This window comes from Vreelandella lionensis (assembly GCF_044543515.1).
Taxonomy (GTDB): domain Bacteria; phylum Pseudomonadota; class Gammaproteobacteria; order Pseudomonadales; family Halomonadaceae; genus Vreelandella; species Vreelandella lionensis.
The window spans coordinates 48,896-66,078 of the sequence record NZ_JBITWC010000001.1 but is presented as its reverse complement, the minus strand read 5'-3'; the positions used below and the strand labels follow the sequence as shown (position 1 = coordinate 66,078).

The window sequence follows — 17,183 nt, the reverse complement described above, 5'->3', positions numbered from 1 at the left end:
TGCTAAACCGCCGCGTTAGGCTCGTGGAGCTTTTCGGCGCTTGGGCTTGTTAAGCGGTTGGCGGCATCGCTCAGCGGGCCAAGCTGGCTGGCAATCAGGCGCAGCTGGCTTTGGATGGGCCGATAGAGCGTGACGGCCTTCTCTTCCGCTGCGCCGCTTTGCTCTTCTAACTGGCTCAGCAGCTCGTTGGCAGGCTCGGTCAATAGCGCCACCGGCAGGCGTTTATCCAACTGCTCGGCCAGTTGCTCTAACAGGGCGCTAATCCGCTTGGCCTGAGGCACGAAGGCGGCATCGTCCTCATCTTCGGCCAGCCGATGGCGGTGGGCACCTAGCGCGGAGAGGTGGCTTAACAGCGTGTTGGATAGCACCAAAAAGCGCAGCCCGTTGTCGGCATCCTGCTTCCGGTAGTGCCCCGGCTCATGGAGCATATTGGTGAGCAGCGTCGAGAGCGCCGCATCCGCGTTATGGGCGTTACGCCGTGCTAAGCGGTAAGCCAGATCGTCCTGCTTGCCCTCTTCATACTGGTGAACAATCTCGTCTAAATAGCGGCGGTGATTGGTCAGCACCTTGGCCGCTTCCCGGTACAGGCGGCGGCCCTGCCAGTCCGGCAGAATAAAAAACACCGCCAGCCCCGCAATCAGCGAGCCAATCAACGTATCAAACAGCCGTGGCCAGATCAGGTCAAAACCATCCCCCACTTGGTTAAAGCTGCACAACACCAGCAGGGTGATCGACGCGGTAGCGATCACGTAGTGCTTTTCCCGGTTGGCAAAGAACGACACACCCGCTGCTACGGCAATCATGCTCTGGATGAGCGGCTGGGGGAACAGGCTAATAGACGCCCAGCCCGCAATCAGCCCAAGCACCGTACCCAGAATTCTCTGGGATAGAAAGCGTCGGGTGGTGGCGAAGTTAGGGCGGCACACGAACAGCGTGGTGAGCAAAATCCAAAAGCCCTGCTGCGGGTCGATCCACTGTAACAGCCCGTAGCCCACCACCAGTGCCGTGGTTAAGCGCACCGCGTGGCGAAAGGTGGGCGAACCCAGAGTGAAGTTCAGCCGCACCCGTTTCCAAGCTTCCAGTAGGCTAGAGGGAGAGCGGTCATAAAGCGCGCTGTCCCGGCGTTCGCTGCCGGTGTCCGGATTGTGGACGCTGGCAATCTGCGCTTCTAGCGTGGAGAGGTTGTCCGCTAACGCATTCAACGGGCGTATTAGCGGCCGCCACTCGGGCTTGCCACGCTCGCTGAGGTTATCAATCGAAGCGCGCAGGTCGGCCAGCGCCTGTTCGCTCTGCTCGTGACTGAAAGGGCGGTTGAGCAGCAGCGACTTGGCTAGCTGGCGGCAGGCACGGCCCTGCTGGTCCAGCAGTCTCTGGCAGCGAAACAGTACGTCGTGATGAAAAAAGGCTTCAGTAAGTGCGCTGTAAGGGTAGTGGGTGGAGCTTGCCCGCTCGTGGATATCCTGAGCGATAAAGTAAATTTGCAGGTAGCGGTTGAGCTTACGGCTGCCGCGCTGGCCTTCCAGGCGGCGAAAGATCATCTCTTTTGCCTGGTTAAGGGCATCCACTACCTTGCCGTTCTGGCGAGCGAGCGCCACGCGGCGGGCCTCTACATCAACGCCCCGTACCGGCTCAAACAGCGCCGATTTCAAAATCAAGAACTCACCCAGGGCTTTGTACACCCGTGCCATGCTCTGTTTCACCGGCTGGCGAGAGAACAGCGCGCACCATACCACCGAAATCGCCCCGTACCAGGCAGCTCCGGTCAGCAGCAGTAGCTGGCGCGAGGCGACGTCCTCATCCACGCCGCCGTGCTGCTCAATATTGATCATGGAGTAGATCGAAAGAATCAGCGTGCCGGAGGCAATGGTCGCGTAACGCTGGCCAATCGCCCCCAGCATGATCAGCGTAAAGGTGGACACCGCCAAGCCCACCGCAAACAGCCACGGCCACGGAAACAGCCACTGCACCACAAACGACGCCGAGGCAAAGCAGAGCAGCGTGACCACCAAGGCCTGCAAACGCCCCTGCCAGCTATCATCGGTCTCTGAGAGCGCGCTGGCAATAATGCCCAGAAACAGCGGAATCACCAGCGCTACATCCCCCGCCAGCCCGCTAAACAGCAGCGCCCCGCTGAAGGCGATAAACACCCGCAGGCTGTAGGCGAACTTATCTAGGGTCCAAAGGCGGCGCAGGGAAAGGGAGAGGGGCATAGAGGCTCTTGTGAGTTTGCTATTGTTAGACTTTAGTATAAATAGTATGCCGGTACGTGGCTATGGTGTGCCGTTAACGAAAAACCCCGCAGCGTTTGGCTGCGGGGAACAGGTTGCCTGCGGCTGGGCGTATGGCGCTACAAATACTTCAGCAATTTTTGCAGCTTGTTCATATCGGCGGAGTCGCCTACTAGGCGAACATCTCCCGCCACCATGCCATCTAAAAATGCCTGCTGGGTGGGTTTCTTGAGAATGCGCAGCGCGGTGTCTTTGTCGCGGAAACGTAGTTCAAGATCCAGGTCAACGGGCAACCCTTTTCCCGTGGTGATGCCGTGGGGCGCCATCCGGTAGTAGCGGGCAATGCTTAGGTCTTCCGTGGCAACACCCCAGTCGAGGCCGCGCATGCGTTCAAGCTGCTCACGAAAGCGCGGCTTGCGGCGCAGGGCTCGCTTGAGCATAAAGCCCAATAGCCACAGCGTCAGCGAAAGCTTCATTAGGAAACGGCGTCCTTGAGCGCTTTGCCTGGCTTAAACGCGACGTTTTTGCTGGCCGGGATCTGCAGCGGAGCGCCGGTTTGCGGGTTTTTACCGGTGCGGGCAGCGCGCTCGCGAACGGTAAACGTACCAAAACCGATCAGCGCTACATCTTCACCTTTGGCAACGCTGTTGGTGATTTCGTCCAGGATGACATTGAGGACTTGGCCAGCTTTATCTTTGGAAAGGTCAGCACTTTCAGCGATGGCTGCAGCGAGTTCAGGTTTGCGCATAAAGGAATCTCCCTTGTGGAAAACAAACATCAATGTTGTTGGTAGCCTACCCAGCAGGCAGCGCTTCTTTAGCCTAGTCGTGAATGCGGCGAAAATCAGCCTAGCAGGCCTGGGGCAGCTCTGGAAAGCTCCACTTTCCTTCTCACGCAGCCGCCTGTCAACGCAAAACCAATCAAACGTCCGTCTTTATTTTCCGCTAACGCGGTGAAATCATTGCCGTCGCCCTCAAACCGCCAGCGCTCTGGGGGCTGAGTGGGAGGGTAGGCCACCACGGGTAGCAGCGGGGTTTTCACCACGACTGGCCAAGCGCCGAAGCTAACAGACGTTGGGGTGCCACCAAGGGTAGCTGCCAGGGCTTTGACGCTTGCTTGCAGCGGCTGCACATACATGGCGTTCACCCCATCAATACACGCGGCATCGCCTAACGCATAAATATGTGGCTGGTTGGTGCGTAGCTGCCGGTCAACCTGAATGCCGCTGGGGCTAACACTCAGCCCTGCCGCTTCAGCAAGCTGCGTGCGAGGTGCCAAACCGGTCGCGAATAGGATGATATCTACCGTGTGGCGCTCGCCATTGTCGAGTTGCAGCGTCAAAGCGTTGTCTGCATCTTGGGATAATGTCTCTAAGGTGCGTCCAAGCGCTAAACGAATACCAGCCTCTTGAAACGCATCGGCCAGTGCGCTACCCAGCCGCTCAGGGAGTAGGCGCGGCAGAGGGGCGCTCTCTGGCGCAATCACGGTAACTTGGTGCCCGCCTGCGTGCAGGTCGTTGGCGAATTCACAGCCGACTAATCCGGCGCCAATAATCGCGACGCGAGTAGGCTGATTGAGCGCTTCGTGTAGGCGGCGGTAATCATCTAAGTCGTTAACGGTAAAACAGCGCTCGGCCAGCTCGCTCGGTATGCGAAACGGCGTGCGAGGGGCCGCGCCGGTGGCGAGCACTAGCTCATCGTAGCTAAGCGTTGCTCCGCTGCTGAGTTGCAGCACGTGGTTATCCACATCCAGTCGCGTGACGTGGGTGTGGGTAACAATGTGCGCGTTTAATTCATCGGCGAGCGCTTCAGCGCTGCGCTGGGCGAGCTTGTCAGGGCTCAAGCGCTTGGCGAAGCCTGTCGACAGCAGCGGTTTGCTGTAATCATCACCGCTGTCAGCGCTGACCAGCGTGATTGTGCGCGTATCTCCCTGACGGCGCAGCGCGCGGGCCAGGCCAACGCCTGCCATGCCGGTGCCCACAATCACCAGCGCGGCGTGGTGGTGAGGTGTTCTGGAAGATGTCGTGTGTGAGTCGGGCATACCGTCACCAAACGTCGGAGGAACAAAAGCCTGTAAAGCCACCATGTTACACTAGCCCGCTCTGAATTGACCGCCTTGGAGGCTTAGGTGACCGCCCCTGTGTTATCCACTCCTGCGTTTTCGCTCTTCCCTCAGTGGCTGCCCGTGGCAGCCGCTCAGCCAGCCATGAGTGCGCCTTGGTGGCAGTGGATAGCGTCCACGGATTCCTTAACCGCGCGCCTCATGGCAGCAGGCGAGCCGGGAACGTTTCGGGTGCGCTTGCTGCGCCAAACCATTGGCCTGCCCCAGCGCGATGAAGCCTTGGCCCTAGGCATCGCGCCTCGCCGCTACGCGTGGCTGCGCGAGGTGGCGCTGTGTGTTGATGAAACGCCGTGGGTGGTAGCGCGTTCGGTGGCCCCGCTTCACCAGCTACAGGGAAAAGGTTTGGGGAAGTTGGGCGAGCGCTCGTTAGGCAGCTGGCTATTTCAGCAGCCCGACTTGGTTCGCGGGCCGCTGGAAGCCACGGCGACACCGCCACGTTTTACCCACCAGCAGCCGGGGCTATCGGCCAATAGCTTATGGGGGCGGCGCTCTGTCTTTGAACATGGTGGGCTTTCGTTACTGGTTCAGGAGTATTTTTTATCTACCATGGCGGATGCGCTGGGCCTTCCGTCGCGCTAGGCTAACGCAGCAGCTTTTTTGACGAGGTAAGCATGAGCATGGACCGTTCTCTGTTGCGCCCGACCGGGTGGGCCCGTTTGGCAGATTTCTTACAGTTAATGCGCTTGGACCGGCCCATTGGCACTTGGCTGCTGATGTGGCCAACGCTGTGGGCGCTGTGGGTCGCGTCAGAGGGCGTGCCGGGCCGCGATGTACTGCTGATTTTTATTGCCGGGGTATATGTGATGCGCGCCGCAGGCTGCGTGGTGAACGACTACGCCGACCGCCACTTCGATGGCCATGTTAAGCGTACCAAGCAGCGGCCACTGGCCACCGGTCGGATCAGCGAAACCGAAGCGCAGCTGCTATTTGTGGCACTGGTGGCCGCCGCCTTTATTTTAGTGCTGCTGACCAACTGGTTTACCGTGCTGCTCTCGCTTGGGGGTGTGCTGCTGGCATTTATTTATCCGTTTATGAAACGCTACACACACTTTCCCCAGGTGGTGCTCGGGGCGGCTTTCTCCTGGGCGATCCCGATGGCGTTTGGCGCGGTACTGGGGCATGTGCCGCTGGAAGGCTGGCTGCTATTTAGCGCTAACCTGCTGTGGACGGTGGCTTACGATACCCAATACGCCATGGTGGATCGTGACGATGATCTGAAAATCGGCATTAAATCCACCGCGGTGCTGTTTGGCAGCGCCGACCGTTTCATCATTGGCCTGCTGCAGCTTGCTACGCTGGCGTTGCTTACCTGGGTGGGGTTGCGGGTTGGGTTAGGCGGTTTTTTCTGGCTGGGTCTGGCGGGCATGGCAGCGACGTTTGCTCATCAGCAGCGATTAATTTTTCACTGTGACCGCGACCGCTGCTTCCAGGCGTTTCTGAATAACCACTGGTCAGGGCTCTTGGTGTTTGCCGGAATTGTTCTGAGCTGGTGGCCTGCAGCTGGCTAATTATGCTGGGTGTCATAGAATTGTCATTAAGTCATGGTGTCATCGTCACAGACATGTCATTGAACTGTTTTGTATAAACGAGTTTTCATAGAACACCGTGAGGCCCTGGATGACCGCCAAGACCGTACTGATTGTCGATGACGAGGCGCCCATTCGCGAGATGATCGCTGTGGCGCTGGAAATGGCTGACTATCGCGTGCTTGAAGCGGACAACGCCCAGGATGCCCATGCGATGGTGGTTGACCACCAGCCCGACCTGCTGCTGCTGGACTGGATGATGCCGGGCACCAGCGGCATCGAGCTGGCCCGTCGTCTCAAGCGCGAAGAGGCCACCGCTGAGCTGCCCATTATTATGCTGACCGCCAAAGGCGAAGAGGATAATAAAATTCAGGGCCTGGAGGCGGGTGCGGATGACTACATCACCAAGCCGTTTTCCCCCCGCGAGTTGGTGGCACGTCTTAAAGCCGTGCTGCGCCGGGCGACCCCGCGCGGTGTGGAAGACCCCATCGAAATCAATGGATTGCTGCTGGACCCAGTGAGCCATCGCGTCAGCGCCCATGGCAAAGCGCTGGAGATGGGCCCTACCGAGTACCGCTTACTGCAATTCTTTATGACTCACCAAGAGCGCGCCTATACCCGTAGCCAGCTGCTTGATCAGGTGTGGGGCGGCAATGTGTATGTAGAAGAGCGCACGGTGGATGTGCATATTCGCCGGTTGCGCAAAGCGCTAGGTGAAGCGCATCAGAATCTGATTCAAACAGTGCGGGGCACTGGGTATCGTTTCTCTGCTCGGGTGTAATCGTGCGTCTGTGGAGCCGTGAACTGTGGCGAATTATCTGGCTGGCTTTCCTGGGGATGTGCCTGGGATGGCTGCTGGGTTACCCCGGTTTCGGGTTAGCTGCGGGTCTAACGCTCTGTTTGGTGTATCAACTCCGCCAGCTTAGGGCGCTGTTCAAGTGGCTAACGCTCAACCCGCACGATGAGCCTCCTGCGGCAACTGGCATGTGGGGCGAGTTATTCGATCGCCTTTACCGTTACCAAAAAAGCCAGCGCATTACGCAAAGCCGGCTGCGAGCAACCCTCGCGCGTATTCAAGAATCCTCGGAAGCGATGCGTGATAGCGTCGTGATGCTGGATCGCCACGGTGATTTAGAGTGGTGGAACAGTGCCGCCACCGACATGCTAGGCCTGCAGACCGCCCATGACCGCGGTCAGCACATTACTAATCTGCTGCGCGACCCGCGTTTCATCAGCTACTTTAATGCCCGTGAGTACAGCGAGCCGCTCACGCTCACCTCGCCCATTGATGAGCGTCGCATTCTGCAGTACCAAATCACCCTGTATGGCGACGACGAGCGCTTGGTTATGGCGCGGGATATTACCCGCTTGCATCGCCTAGAGCAGATGCGCCGCGACTTCGTCGCTAACGTCTCCCATGAGCTGCGCACCCCACTCACCGTGCTTTCCGGCTATCTGGAAACCTACGGCGATCTTAAAGAGATGCTGCCACCGCGCCTGAGTAAAGGCATTGGTCAGATGGAAGAGCAGACCAAGCGTATGCAGAACCTGGTGAATGATCTACTGCTTTTGTCACGTCTGGAGATTGACCGAGGCGGCGAAGATCATCAGCCGCTTGAGGTTGGGTCGATGCTTGAGAGCATTCGCCGGGATGCGCTGGCGCTCTCGAACCAGCAGCATAGCGTTCAGGTGGCGTTGGAGTGCGAGGCGCGCCTGGTGGGCAGCGAGCAAGAGCTACGCAGCGCCATCTCAAACCTAGCGTTTAACGCAGTGCGCTATACGCCTGCTGGCAGCCAGATCACTCTCCGCTGGGTCGCAATGCCCAATGGCCGCGCCTGTATTGAAGTGGATGATGATGGTGAAGGGATTGATCCGGTGCATATCCCGCGCCTTACCGAGCGCTTCTACCGCGTTGATAAAGGGCGCAGTACGGCCACTGGCGGTACTGGTCTTGGCCTTGCCATTGTTAAACACGTTCTACTGCGCCATGATGCACAGCTTCAAGTGGAGTCGTTACCCGGTGAGGGGGCGTTGTTCCGCTGTGTTTTCCCGCCCTCCCGTGTCGTTAACAGCTAACACGGTGTCATACCACTCTTCGTCTTGGCTTGCATAAATTATGTATAAATGTGCCATATTGGCATGCAAGCATGGTCAAACACCGCGCATGTGTCATATGTAGCCAACTAATCATCTACTTAAGCCAGTGCTAGAGGGTTAATCGGCATAGTGGTTATTTTTATAAGTGTCTGTATATAAATAGATTTTATTTCTATTAAGAGTTTTTGGCATATCGGCTGCAATATACTTGTCAAGGAAGATTACCGCAGGAACTGGTAAGACAAGATGTCACTCTTCCTTAAATAGCGGTATTTCACAGCGATCGAGGAGGCGGAATATGATGTCCAAGGAACTACTCAAGAAAGCTGGTATTTTAGGTGTAGCGTTTGGTCTGGTAGCAAGCCCACTGACATTTGCTCAAGAGCCTGCAGATCCGGCAGACAACATTTCTCCAGATGAGCAGCCGGTCGAAGCTCAGTCTAACGACTCAGCTATGCCGTCTGATCATGACAAGAAAAATTTAACCCATGACGAGGGTGATAACGCCAGCGACATGGAACCAAACTCCATGAGTGATGACTCGGATGCTACCTATGACAGCACCGAAGAACTCCCAGAAGAAAATAGTGGTATGTAACAAGTAACATTTCTTTGCAAAGCTGTAAAAAACTCTTACGCTTAAGGAGTGAGCAACTAGAGAGGCAAGGATGTCTCATCGCAAGAATGCTCAATGATTCAAGGAATGAATCAAAAACGATCAATACACTGGTCAGGGTAAATTCCAAGGTTGGAGCCCCGCAAAAGGATTGGAAGCCAGATGTAAGTATCGTGTAAAAGTAAGAGTTCTCAAGACCCCGCCCTGCGGGGTCTAATTTTTTGTGCCTAACACATAAACCCCAGCGAATGGCATGGCTGCCCTCTTAGCGGGGATAATGAAGCGGTTGGGCAGCAAGGCAAGTGAGTCAATTTGCGCCACTTAACCGACGCATGTGCCATTATTACACAATATATTTGTATGAATGATGATTTTGCAGCTTTATATTGCGCGCAATTAAAAATAAATAAGTTTATGTTTTTAAAAGATATTTAATTAATTTAGTATTTTTGGCATCACGTATGCATTGCCAAGATGTAAAGTTAGCCATTAGTCGTAGGCGCTTAATTGGTTTCCACCCTACGTCGACTGGCTCAATGTTAAAGGAGTAGTAATTTATGTTTTTCAAAGAGTTAGCTAAAAAATCTGCAGTGTTAGGTGTTGCTTTTGGTTTGGTAGCAAGTCCGATGGCATTTGCCCAAACATCCATTGAACTCAACAAAGACCGCTCTGCAGGACACGATGTGATTCAGCCTAGCTCGCACAATACGTCAGGCCCGGCTCAGTACTCTGCTAGTGACTTGACCCATGATGAAGGCGATACGCTGGACTACTCCACTTCAAGTAGCGTCAGCGATTCCAACAGCGTGGCTACCAGTAAAGCTGGCTATGATGCTAGCGAGCTGAACCGTGATGAAGGTGATGATCTTCGTTGGTAAGCGTTGATATTAATTCCACAAAAAACCCCGCTCCGGCGGGGTTTTTTTGCGTATGGCTGTGTGTTCTAACGACTTGCGACAACATCTTGGGTGTCACGGTAGTGACCATCCCACATCAGCACCGCCCCCGCTACGGCGCCAGGAATTAAAAACAGATTGGCAAGCGGGATCCAGGTGACCAGCATGATCAGCCCGCCGTAGGTGAGGCTTGGCCACCAGCGGCGCGAAAGACGGCTGCGCATATCGCGAAACGTGACCTTGTTGTTATCCATCGGGTAATCAAGGTAAGTGATGGCCATCACCCAGGCGGAAAACAGTGCCCACAAGACCGGTGCCAACAGATTGAGGCCTGGTATCCAGCTGAGAATAAACAGCGCCGCCATGCGCGGCAGAATATAGCCGAGCTTGACCAGTTCGCGACCCAGTGCATCGATGGCCGTTTTAGCTAGCCCGCGATCATCCAACGGTTCCCGTCCTGTGGCTTGACGCTCGACTTTAGCGGCTAAAAAGCCGTAAAACGGCGCGGCAATCAGATGTGTCACCAGGGTGAAGGTAAAAAAGATCACCACCAAGAGGCTAACGAAGAAGAGCGGCCAGATAAGCCAAGAGAGCCACTCCAACCAGCTGGGGACCATGGTCATGGCACTGTCGAGCCAGCCATCAAAGCGGTTGAGCACCAAGCTTAGCATGCTGGCATACACGATGAGATTGACCAGGATCGGCAGAAAAATGTAGCGCCGCAGCCCTTTTTGGTACACCAAACGTGTGCCTTGGCTCAGCGCCGTTATTGCATCCACCATGCTTGCTCCTTAAATAAAAACGCCCAGATGTGTCATCTGGGCGTATTGCAGGAGGAATTACCTGCTAGGTCAAGACTTTTTAAGCACCTTCTGATCTAAGGTGTCGGGGTCGCTGTGGCGAATATCCAGGCCCTTCACCAGGTAGACCACGTACTCTGCCAGGTTATTGGCGTGATCGCCCACACGCTCTAGTGCCCGCAGTACCCACATGATGCTGAGGACGGAGCTAATAGAGCGGGAGTCTTCCATCATAAAGGTCATTAGAGAGCGCATGGCGCTGCCGTATTCGTCATCCACCGACTCATCTTCACGCACAACCTGCATGGCAAGTTCGGTATCGAAGCGGGCAAAAGCCGTCAGTGCATCGCGCAGCATTTTACGCACGTGTTCACTGATGTGACGCACTTCGACCAGGCCACGAATGCCGCCGCTGTTTTCACTCAGCAGTAGGGCGTTGCGGGCAATTTTGCTGGCCTCATCGCCAATCCGCTCAAGGTCTGAGGTGGCACGAATAACGGCCAGCACCAGACGAAGGTCCGAGGCGGCCGGCTGGCGGCGGGCCAGGACGCGAGTACACTCATCATCAATCTGCAGTTGCAGGTCGTTCACCTGGCGGTCGTTGTCACGCACTTTTTCGGCCAGACGGCTGTCGCCTTCCAACAGGGCGTGAACGGCGTCTTGTACCTGTTTTTCCACCAGACCGCCCATGGCCATCAGGTGGGTTTTCAGCTCTTCCAGCTCCTGGTTGAACTGGCGAGAGATATGCTGGCTGTGGCTATCGCTCGTAATATCCATTGAGCACTCCTGACGTAACGTCGGTTGGGCCTAGGTCATGCGGCCGGTGATGTAGTTTTCAGTGCGTTGTAAACGCGGGTTGGTGAACACTTGATCCGTTGGCCCGTATTCAACGAGTTCACCTTGCTGCAAAAAAGCCGTGTAGTCGGATACCCGTGCGGCTTGCTGCATATTGTGGGTAACCAGTACCAGCGTGAGCTGGGATTTCAGGTTACGAATTAGCTCTTCAATTTTAAGCGTAGAAATAGGGTCGAGCGCCGAGGCAGGCTCATCCAATAGCAATACATCGGGCTGTACGGCCAGCGTGCGGGCAATTACCAAGCGCTGCTGCTGCCCACCGGATAACTGCCACGCAGAACGGTGCAGGCGATCTTTCACCTCATCCCACAGGGCGGCTGAGGTGAGCGCCCACTCGATAATATCGTCGCGTTTGCGCTTAGGCAGGCGCCCTTGCAGGCGCAGCCCAAACGCCACGTTTTCATAGATCGACATCGGAAATGGATTAGGCGTTTGAAACACCATGCCCACACGGCGTCGCAGCTCGGTAACGTTCATCTGCGGGGCGTGGATGTCCTGATCTTCTAACTGGATTTGCCCATGGTGCGTCACCGACTCATTCAGGTCATGCAGCCGATTAATCGCACGCAGCAAAGTAGATTTGCCACAGCCCGACGGGCCGATGAACGCGGTGACTCGATGGCGAGGCACGTCAAGCGTTAGGTCGCGCAACGCCGTTTTCCCCGCATAAGCGAGGTGAAACTGGTTGATGCTCAAACAGCAGGTCTCGGCTGAAAATCGAGTTACCGGTGCTTGAGTTGGGTTGGCGGACGATAACGCTAGCATTCGTTCCCTCGTTGACGCCTTAAATAATGACGCAGAAATATGGCAGTTAGATTAAGCACCAGCACAATCAGCACTAACAGCAGAGCGGTGGCAAATACCAGTGGGATGGCGGCTTGGACATCTTCACCGTGAAAAGCGGTATCAAATAAATGATAGCCGAGGTGCATAAACTTGCGCTCTAGATGCAGATAGGGAAATTCGCCATCGACGGGCATTTGCGGGGCCAGTTTCGCCACGCCCACCAGCATCAGCGGGGCGACTTCCCCTGCGGCTCGAGCTACCGCCAAAATCACACCGGTGAGCATCGCTGGTGTCGCCATGGGCAGTACCACGCGGGTCAGCATCTCCAAACGGGTGGCACCCAGCGCCACTGCACCTTCCCGCTGGGCGTCGGGAATACGCGCCAGCCCCTCTTCGGTGGCTACGATGACGACCGGCAGCGTTAGCAGCGCCAGGGTCAACGATGCCCAGAGGAGGCCGCCGGTTCCAAAGGTGGGCGAGGGCAGCGCATCCTCAAAAAACCAGCTGTCAATGGAGCCGCCGATGCCGTAAACGAAGACCCCAAGGCCAAACACCCCATAAACAATCGAGGGCACCCCCGCGAGATTGCGCACGCCGATGCGCACTAAGCGGGTCAGGCGGTTCTGGTGCGCGATTTCATTCAGATAAATGGCGGCCAGCACGCCAAACGGTGTCACGATGACCGACATCAGGATCACCATCAGCACCGTCCCGAAAATAGCGGGCCAAACGCCGCCACCGGTATTGGCTGCACGCGGGCCTTCGCTGAGGAATTGCCAAATGCGCTCACTCCAGACGACGACTTTCTGCCCCCAGGACATGGCGTTGGGCGCTTGAAAAAGCGTGACGCCCGACAGCGGCTGGGTAATGGTGTGCCCATTGGCGGCGGTCAGTTGGAGTTGTGCGTTAGGTCGCTGGCTGTCGGGCAGTGTCAGGGCTCGAGCGACAAACGCCCAGGCGGCGTCATCCTCAAAACGCTGGCCTTCGATCTCTACGGCCTCCAGGCGACCAATAAAGTCGCCCCAGGGGGAGCGCTCTAACCGGATGAGGTCGTCGGGCACGGCGACGGTGTCGATATCGTCCAGGGCCACCCAGCGCCAGCTTGCGCCGTCGATATCTCGGTTGCCGGTAAAGTAGAGCCGCTCTATGCCCGCTGTGTTAGGCAGAGGGGTTTCTCGCACCGGCTGGCCGATGACCGTTTCGCCTGAGTGAAGGGTGGCCTCTTCCAGCGCGGCGGGCCAAAAGTGGCCAAGTCCGCGCGTGGCGAGCAGGGTGAGCAGCGTGGCGAGCATCAGCAGCGACAAGGCAACGCTAGCGGCACACAACCAGGGCCACAGCAGACTACCCATAGCGCTGATACGAGATGGACGAAATGACCAGCGCATTAGAGTTTACCTCCTAAACGCTGATAGCGCCGCCGCAGACGTTGGCGTACCACTTCCGCTAACGTATTGACTAAAAAGGTGAAGATAAACAGGGATAGCGCGGCAAAAATCAGTAGATGGTACGTAAGGCCTCCGGGAGAAGCTTCCGGCAGCTCAATCGCAATAGACGCAGAAAGCGAGCGTAGCCCTTCAAAGGGGCTGGCGCTAAAGAGCGCGGTATTGCCGCTGGCCATTAATACAATCATGGTTTCGCCCACAGCGCGCCCGGCTCCAATCATTACCGCTGAAAAGACCCCTGGCCCTGCTGTGGGGAGCGCCACCTTCCACAGCGCCTGCCAGCGGCTGGCCCCCAGTGCTTGGGCACCCTCCATTAAACTTGCGGGCACATCGGCAAGGGCGTCTTCTGCCAGCGAGTAGATGCTGGGAATCACCGCAAACCCCATGGCAATCCCCACAATTAGCGCGTTGCGAGTGGCGTAGTCCAGCCCGTACTGTTGGTCGAGCAGGCGGCGAAGATCGCCGCCGAACCACGCTTGCTCCATCAGCGGAGATAGCCATAAGGCCAGCGTGACCATGATGGCCAGCCACGGCATCAGCCAGACGCCTGCCCAAGAGAGCGGCAGCCACTGGCGCAGGCGGGCGTTGGCGAGATACCAGAGCCCGCCTGCCAATGCGGCGCTAAGCGGTAGCCAAACGATCACTAGCAAAGTGCTGGCTAAGTGACGCTCTACCCACGGCGCTAGCAGTAGCCCGGCAATAAAGCCCACCACCACGCCGGGGATGGCTTCCATCAGCTCAAGAATAGGTTTTACCCGGCTGCGCAGTCGTGTCGACATAAACAGCGCCGAATACATGGCCGCACCCAGCGCAATAGGCGTGGCAAATAGCATCGCGGCGAGGGCTGCTTTAAGAGTACCCCAGGCAAGCGGTGATAAGGTGCTGAGCGAAAACGCGTCACCAAACGCCAGCAGCGGCAGTGTTTCCCAAATAAGGAACACGCCAATGGCGAGGATAGCCAACAGAACACCAATACCACCGGCGGTGATTAGCCCGGTCGCAATACGGTCGTGGATAAGGCGCAGCGGCTGACGCAAAAAAGGAAGCCGTGGAGGAGTCATGTCGACATCATAAAGAAACGAGTGCCGTAGCAAAAAGTACGTACATGGCCGAAGCTTTATACCCTACGTCATATTTATGACAGTTAAGTGACAGTTTAGTCGCCAAGCAGTAGAGGTGAGCGCTGGGTCTGAGGCAAAGGCACAAAGCCAGCGGCTTGTACAATTTGTTGCCCTTCATCCGAGAAAATCAGTTCAAGAAACGCCTGCTCGGCGGGCGGCAGTCTCTCACCGGGCGGCAGGTTAACGTAAAGGTAGAGATCCCGCGAGAGCGGGTAGGTATCGTCCTGAATTGTCGCCACGCTGGGGGTAATAGCAGTGCCTTTATCGTTGATCAGCGGTAGCGCGCGTACCATGGGATTTAAGTGGTTATAGCCCGCATAGCCCATGGCGTTGGGGGATTCGCCTACGGCGGCAATCACCGCTGAAGAGCCGGGGTGTTCGCTAATATCGCGGCGAAACTGGCCGTTACATAGCGCCCGTTCCTGAAATAGCCCATGGGTGCCCGAGGCTAAATTTCGGCCGTGCAGGGCAATTTTTCCATAGGGCCACTGATCTGCGGGCAGCAGGTCTTCCCAGCGGCGAATGGGTTGGGGTCCTCCGCAGTCCAGCGATGTGGAAAAGATGGCATCGGCCTGCTTGCGGGTTAGCGATGCCAGCGGGTTATGACGGTGAACCACCAGCAACAGGGCATCCCGAGCGACGCTCAGCTCGTGAGGGGGGTAGCCGTAACGTTCGATAAACTGCTGGCGCTCGCTCTCGGTCATCGGGCGCGACATCGGCCCAAAGCGCGTTGTGCCTGCCACCAAGGCGGTCGGTGCGCTGGCGGAACCACTCGCCTGGAACTGCAGCGTAATATCAGGGTAGCGGTGATGTAACGCTTCCCCCCAGCGTAGCATTAGCCCCGCCATGGTGTCGGAGCCAACCGCCCCTAAAGTGCCCCCAACAGGGCTTGGCTGCCCCCAAGCACAGGCGCAAAAAAATAGCAGCCCGCCTGCCAACCAGAGGCGGTAGTGTTGGTTAAACCTCAAGCGATAGCGCTTCAAACCATTGCCCTTCAAACGTCACCCCTCTTATGATTAACTATCGCCAGCCTGTTGCGATGCAGCAACACGACACTCATCCGTATCACCGAGTAACATCACAACAATAACCTTACAAAGCGACCACCTTATGACACCGCTGGACACCGACTTGGACGATGTACCCGCCCCAAAAGGGCAGCTCACCTTAAAGTTACTGGCTTCTCGACAAGATACCAATCTCTATGGTGATATTCCTGGCGGTTGGCTAGTCAATCAAATGGATCAAGCGGCGGAATTGGCCGCCGGGCGCGAAGCCGGTGGGCGCACTGCCACAGTGGCCATTGAAGCGATGGATTTCCTCAGCCCTGTGCGAGTGGGCTCTATGGTGAGCGTGTATACTCAAGTGCAAGACATTGGCCACAGCTCCATCAAAATTGATGTAGAGGTATGGGTGCGCCCGCCCCACGGCCGCCATATTGAAGAGCGCCAGAAAGTCACCGAAGCGCGCTTTGTAATGGTGGCGCTGGACGACAATGGGCGTATTCGCGCCGTACACGGCTAAGCTTTCTGTCACTTGTTCTATCTACAAAGCAGCAAAAAGGGCGCCGAGGCGCCCTTTTGTCATTAGCCGAGAACAGGTTATGCACCTACGTTGTCGCGGCTCTTCAGGTAAGCGTACTCACCCGCATCGCTAAACGGGCGCAGTATTTTCTGGAACGCCGAGTAGGATTCGTACACGCGGCGAGACTCTTCGTCGCTATCTACTTGGCGCTGAATGGCCTCCTTAGACGACTCGTACAGCGCGGCCATCACGTCTTCCGGGAAGGTGCGCAGCTGCACGCCATGCTCTTCCACCAGCGTTTCTAGGGCCTGGGCGTTGCGATAAGCAAACTCGCTAATCATCGCCAAGTTGGAAGCGCGGGCCGCTTCGCGAATCACGTCCTGCAGGTCTTCCGGCAGCGCGTTCCAGGCATCCAGGTTGATGGTGCCTTCAAGGACGGCAGAGGGCTCGTTCCACACTGACGTGTAGTAGTAATCCGCCACTTGGTGCAGGCCAAAGGCCAGGTCGTTATACGGGCCAACCCAGTCAGCGGCGTCTAGCGCACCGGTTTGCAGCGAGGTGAAGATTTCTGAACCGGCCATGTTCACGGTGCTCACACCGATGCCGTTCATGGCTTCACCGGCGAGACCCGGCAAGCGCAGCTTCAGGCCCTGCATATCGTCGAGGGAGTTGATCTCTTTTTTGAACCAGCCCGCCATCTGCGTGCCGGTGTTGCCCACAGCAAACGGCTTCAGATTGTGGTTGGCGTAGATCTCATCCCACAGCTCCTGGCCACCGCCGTGGTACAGCCACGCGCTCATTTCGGTGGTGGTCATGCCAAACGGCACGGCGGTAAAGAACTGGGAAGCCGCGACTTTGCCACGCCAGTAGTAAGACGCGGAGTGACCCATCTCAGCAGTGCCAGCGGCGACGGCATCAAAGACTTCCAGTGCCGGTACCAGCTCGCCTGCACCGTGAACGCGAATGCGCATGCGGCCGTTAGAGAGCTGTTCCACACGACGAGCAAAGTCGTTAGCACCGGTACCAAGGGCGGGGAAATTCTTCGGCCAGGAGGTGACCATATCCCAGGTGTAGGTTTCGTTAGCGCTGGCGGTAGAAACAAAGGGGGCAGCAGCGACACCGGCGGCACCCAGGCCGGCGGTTTTCAAAAATTGGCGGCGTTGCATGGCGG

At 56.9% G+C, this 17,183-nt stretch carries 18 protein-coding genes; 7 read left to right on the top strand and 11 right to left on the bottom strand.

What is annotated here, in order from left to right:
* Positions 1-2: 2 nt before the first annotated feature.
* The 4 genes from yccS to ACIGG6_RS00335 form a co-directional block, all read right to left on the bottom strand.
* Positions 3-2,210, bottom strand: a complete 2,208-nt coding sequence (gene yccS / locus ACIGG6_RS00350; protein ID WP_399841113.1) for a YccS family putative transporter — start codon at positions 2,208-2,210, stop codon at positions 3-5.
* Positions 2,211-2,347: 137 nt separating this feature from the next.
* On the bottom strand, positions 2,348-2,704 hold the full coding sequence (locus tag ACIGG6_RS00345; protein ID WP_399841111.1) for a hypothetical protein: 357 nt from the start codon (positions 2,702-2,704) through the stop codon (positions 2,348-2,350).
* The gene (locus ACIGG6_RS00340) at positions 2,704-2,976 is read right to left on the bottom strand and encodes an HU family DNA-binding protein (RefSeq protein ID WP_018918476.1); all 273 of its coding nucleotides are present in this window, start codon (positions 2,974-2,976) and stop codon (positions 2,704-2,706) included. The genes ACIGG6_RS00345 and ACIGG6_RS00340 overlap by 1 nt, the downstream gene beginning before the upstream one ends.
* A gap of 95 nt (positions 2,977-3,071) precedes the next feature.
* Positions 3,072-4,268: an NAD(P)/FAD-dependent oxidoreductase gene (locus ACIGG6_RS00335; protein WP_399841108.1), complete on the bottom strand. Its 1,197-nt coding sequence runs from the start codon at positions 4,266-4,268 to the stop codon at positions 3,072-3,074.
* An 87-nt stretch (positions 4,269-4,355) separates the two neighbouring features.
* Between ACIGG6_RS00335 and ACIGG6_RS00330 the strand changes: the two genes are divergently transcribed.
* From ACIGG6_RS00330 to ACIGG6_RS00305, 6 genes are all read left to right on the top strand, one after another.
* Positions 4,356-4,928, top strand: a complete 573-nt coding sequence (locus ACIGG6_RS00330; protein ID WP_399841106.1) for a chorismate--pyruvate lyase family protein — start codon at positions 4,356-4,358, stop codon at positions 4,926-4,928.
* Between the two features lie 38 nt (positions 4,929-4,966).
* On the top strand, positions 4,967-5,857 hold the full coding sequence (ubiA, locus tag ACIGG6_RS00325) for a 4-hydroxybenzoate octaprenyltransferase (protein WP_399841349.1): 891 nt from the start codon (positions 4,967-4,969) through the stop codon (positions 5,855-5,857).
* A gap of 109 nt (positions 5,858-5,966) precedes the next feature.
* Positions 5,967-6,656, top strand: a complete 690-nt coding sequence (gene phoB / locus ACIGG6_RS00320) for a phosphate regulon transcriptional regulator PhoB (RefSeq protein WP_054640735.1) — start codon at positions 5,967-5,969, stop codon at positions 6,654-6,656.
* Positions 6,657-6,658: 2 nt separating this feature from the next.
* The gene (gene phoR / locus ACIGG6_RS00315; RefSeq protein WP_399841102.1) at positions 6,659-7,951 is read left to right on the top strand and encodes a phosphate regulon sensor histidine kinase PhoR; all 1,293 of its coding nucleotides are present in this window, start codon (positions 6,659-6,661) and stop codon (positions 7,949-7,951) included.
* A gap of 319 nt (positions 7,952-8,270) precedes the next feature.
* Positions 8,271-8,570, top strand: coding sequence for a hypothetical protein (locus ACIGG6_RS00310; protein WP_192859211.1), 300 nt, complete (start codon positions 8,271-8,273; stop codon positions 8,568-8,570).
* Positions 8,571-9,145: 575 nt separating this feature from the next.
* Entirely contained in the window at positions 9,146-9,466 is a 321-nt protein-coding gene (locus ACIGG6_RS00305) for a hypothetical protein (protein ID WP_399841099.1), read from the top strand.
* A gap of 65 nt (positions 9,467-9,531) precedes the next feature.
* Here the strand turns inward: ACIGG6_RS00305 and cysZ are convergent, their stop codons facing one another.
* The 6 genes from cysZ to ACIGG6_RS00275 form a co-directional block, all read right to left on the bottom strand.
* The gene (cysZ, locus tag ACIGG6_RS00300) at positions 9,532-10,266 is read right to left on the bottom strand and encodes a sulfate transporter CysZ (protein WP_399841097.1); all 735 of its coding nucleotides are present in this window, start codon (positions 10,264-10,266) and stop codon (positions 9,532-9,534) included.
* 69 nt (positions 10,267-10,335) lie between these two features.
* Positions 10,336-11,061 carry a phosphate signaling complex protein PhoU gene (gene phoU / locus ACIGG6_RS00295; protein WP_074211261.1) on the bottom strand — a complete coding sequence of 242 codons (726 nt, stop codon included), beginning with the start codon at positions 11,059-11,061 and terminating at the stop codon, positions 10,336-10,338.
* 30 nt (positions 11,062-11,091) lie between these two features.
* Positions 11,092-11,904 carry a phosphate ABC transporter ATP-binding protein PstB gene (gene pstB / locus ACIGG6_RS00290; RefSeq protein ID WP_074211262.1) on the bottom strand — a complete coding sequence of 271 codons (813 nt, stop codon included), beginning with the start codon at positions 11,902-11,904 and terminating at the stop codon, positions 11,092-11,094.
* Entirely contained in the window at positions 11,898-13,310 is a 1,413-nt protein-coding gene (gene pstA, locus ACIGG6_RS00285) for a phosphate ABC transporter permease PstA (protein WP_289099440.1), read from the bottom strand. Before pstA ends, pstB begins: the two co-directional genes overlap by 7 nt.
* Entirely contained in the window at positions 13,310-14,428 is a 1,119-nt protein-coding gene (locus ACIGG6_RS00280) for an ABC transporter permease subunit (RefSeq protein ID WP_044629311.1), read from the bottom strand. Before ACIGG6_RS00280 ends, pstA begins: the two co-directional genes overlap by 1 nt.
* 95 nt (positions 14,429-14,523) lie before the next feature.
* The gene (locus ACIGG6_RS00275) at positions 14,524-15,456 is read right to left on the bottom strand and encodes a PstS family phosphate ABC transporter substrate-binding protein (RefSeq protein ID WP_399841092.1); all 933 of its coding nucleotides are present in this window, start codon (positions 15,454-15,456) and stop codon (positions 14,524-14,526) included.
* Between the two features lie 142 nt (positions 15,457-15,598).
* Here ACIGG6_RS00275 and ACIGG6_RS00270 point away from each other — a divergent pair, with 142 nt between their 5' ends.
* The gene (locus ACIGG6_RS00270) at positions 15,599-16,012 is read left to right on the top strand and encodes an acyl-CoA thioesterase (RefSeq protein ID WP_058577681.1); all 414 of its coding nucleotides are present in this window, start codon (positions 15,599-15,601) and stop codon (positions 16,010-16,012) included.
* Positions 16,013-16,089: 77 nt separating this feature from the next.
* Here ACIGG6_RS00270 and ACIGG6_RS00265 read toward each other — a convergent pair whose 3' ends face one another.
* Positions 16,090-17,178 carry a TRAP transporter substrate-binding protein gene (locus ACIGG6_RS00265; protein ID WP_399841089.1) on the bottom strand — a complete coding sequence of 363 codons (1,089 nt, stop codon included), beginning with the start codon at positions 17,176-17,178 and terminating at the stop codon, positions 16,090-16,092.
* Positions 17,179-17,183 lie beyond the last annotated feature (5 nt).

Bases quoted from the DNA above. Each gene is read 5' to 3' on its own strand.
- yccS (WP_399841113.1), bottom strand. From the start codon at position 2,210: ATGCCCCTCTCCCTTTCCCTGCGCCGCCTTTGGACCCTAGATAAGTTC.
- ubiA (WP_399841349.1), top strand. From the start codon at position 4,967: ATGGACCGTTCTCTGTTGCGCCCGACCGGGTGGGCCCGTTTGGCAGAT.
- ACIGG6_RS00265 (WP_399841089.1), bottom strand. From the start codon at position 17,178: ATGCAACGCCGCCAATTTTTGAAAACCGCCGGCCTGGGTGCCGCCGGT.
- cysZ (WP_399841097.1), bottom strand. From the start codon at position 10,266: ATGGTGGATGCAATAACGGCGCTGAGCCAAGGCACACGTTTGGTGTAC.
- phoB (WP_054640735.1), top strand. From the start codon at position 5,967: ATGACCGCCAAGACCGTACTGATTGTCGATGACGAGGCGCCCATTCGC.
- pstB (WP_074211262.1), bottom strand. From the start codon at position 11,904: ATGCTAGCGTTATCGTCCGCCAACCCAACTCAAGCACCGGTAACTCGA.
- ACIGG6_RS00270 (WP_058577681.1), top strand. From the start codon at position 15,599: ATGACACCGCTGGACACCGACTTGGACGATGTACCCGCCCCAAAAGGG.
- ACIGG6_RS00345 (WP_399841111.1), bottom strand. From the start codon at position 2,704: ATGAAGCTTTCGCTGACGCTGTGGCTATTGGGCTTTATGCTCAAGCGA.
- ACIGG6_RS00305 (WP_399841099.1), top strand. From the start codon at position 9,146: ATGTTTTTCAAAGAGTTAGCTAAAAAATCTGCAGTGTTAGGTGTTGCT.
- ACIGG6_RS00335 (WP_399841108.1), bottom strand. From the start codon at position 4,268: ATGCCCGACTCACACACGACATCTTCCAGAACACCTCACCACCACGCC.
- ACIGG6_RS00280 (WP_044629311.1), bottom strand. From the start codon at position 14,428: ATGACTCCTCCACGGCTTCCTTTTTTGCGTCAGCCGCTGCGCCTTATC.
- ACIGG6_RS00310 (WP_192859211.1), top strand. From the start codon at position 8,271: ATGATGTCCAAGGAACTACTCAAGAAAGCTGGTATTTTAGGTGTAGCG.
- phoU (WP_074211261.1), bottom strand. From the start codon at position 11,061: ATGGATATTACGAGCGATAGCCACAGCCAGCATATCTCTCGCCAGTTC.
- ACIGG6_RS00340 (WP_018918476.1), bottom strand. From the start codon at position 2,976: ATGCGCAAACCTGAACTCGCTGCAGCCATCGCTGAAAGTGCTGACCTT.
- pstA (WP_289099440.1), bottom strand. From the start codon at position 13,310: ATGCGCTGGTCATTTCGTCCATCTCGTATCAGCGCTATGGGTAGTCTG.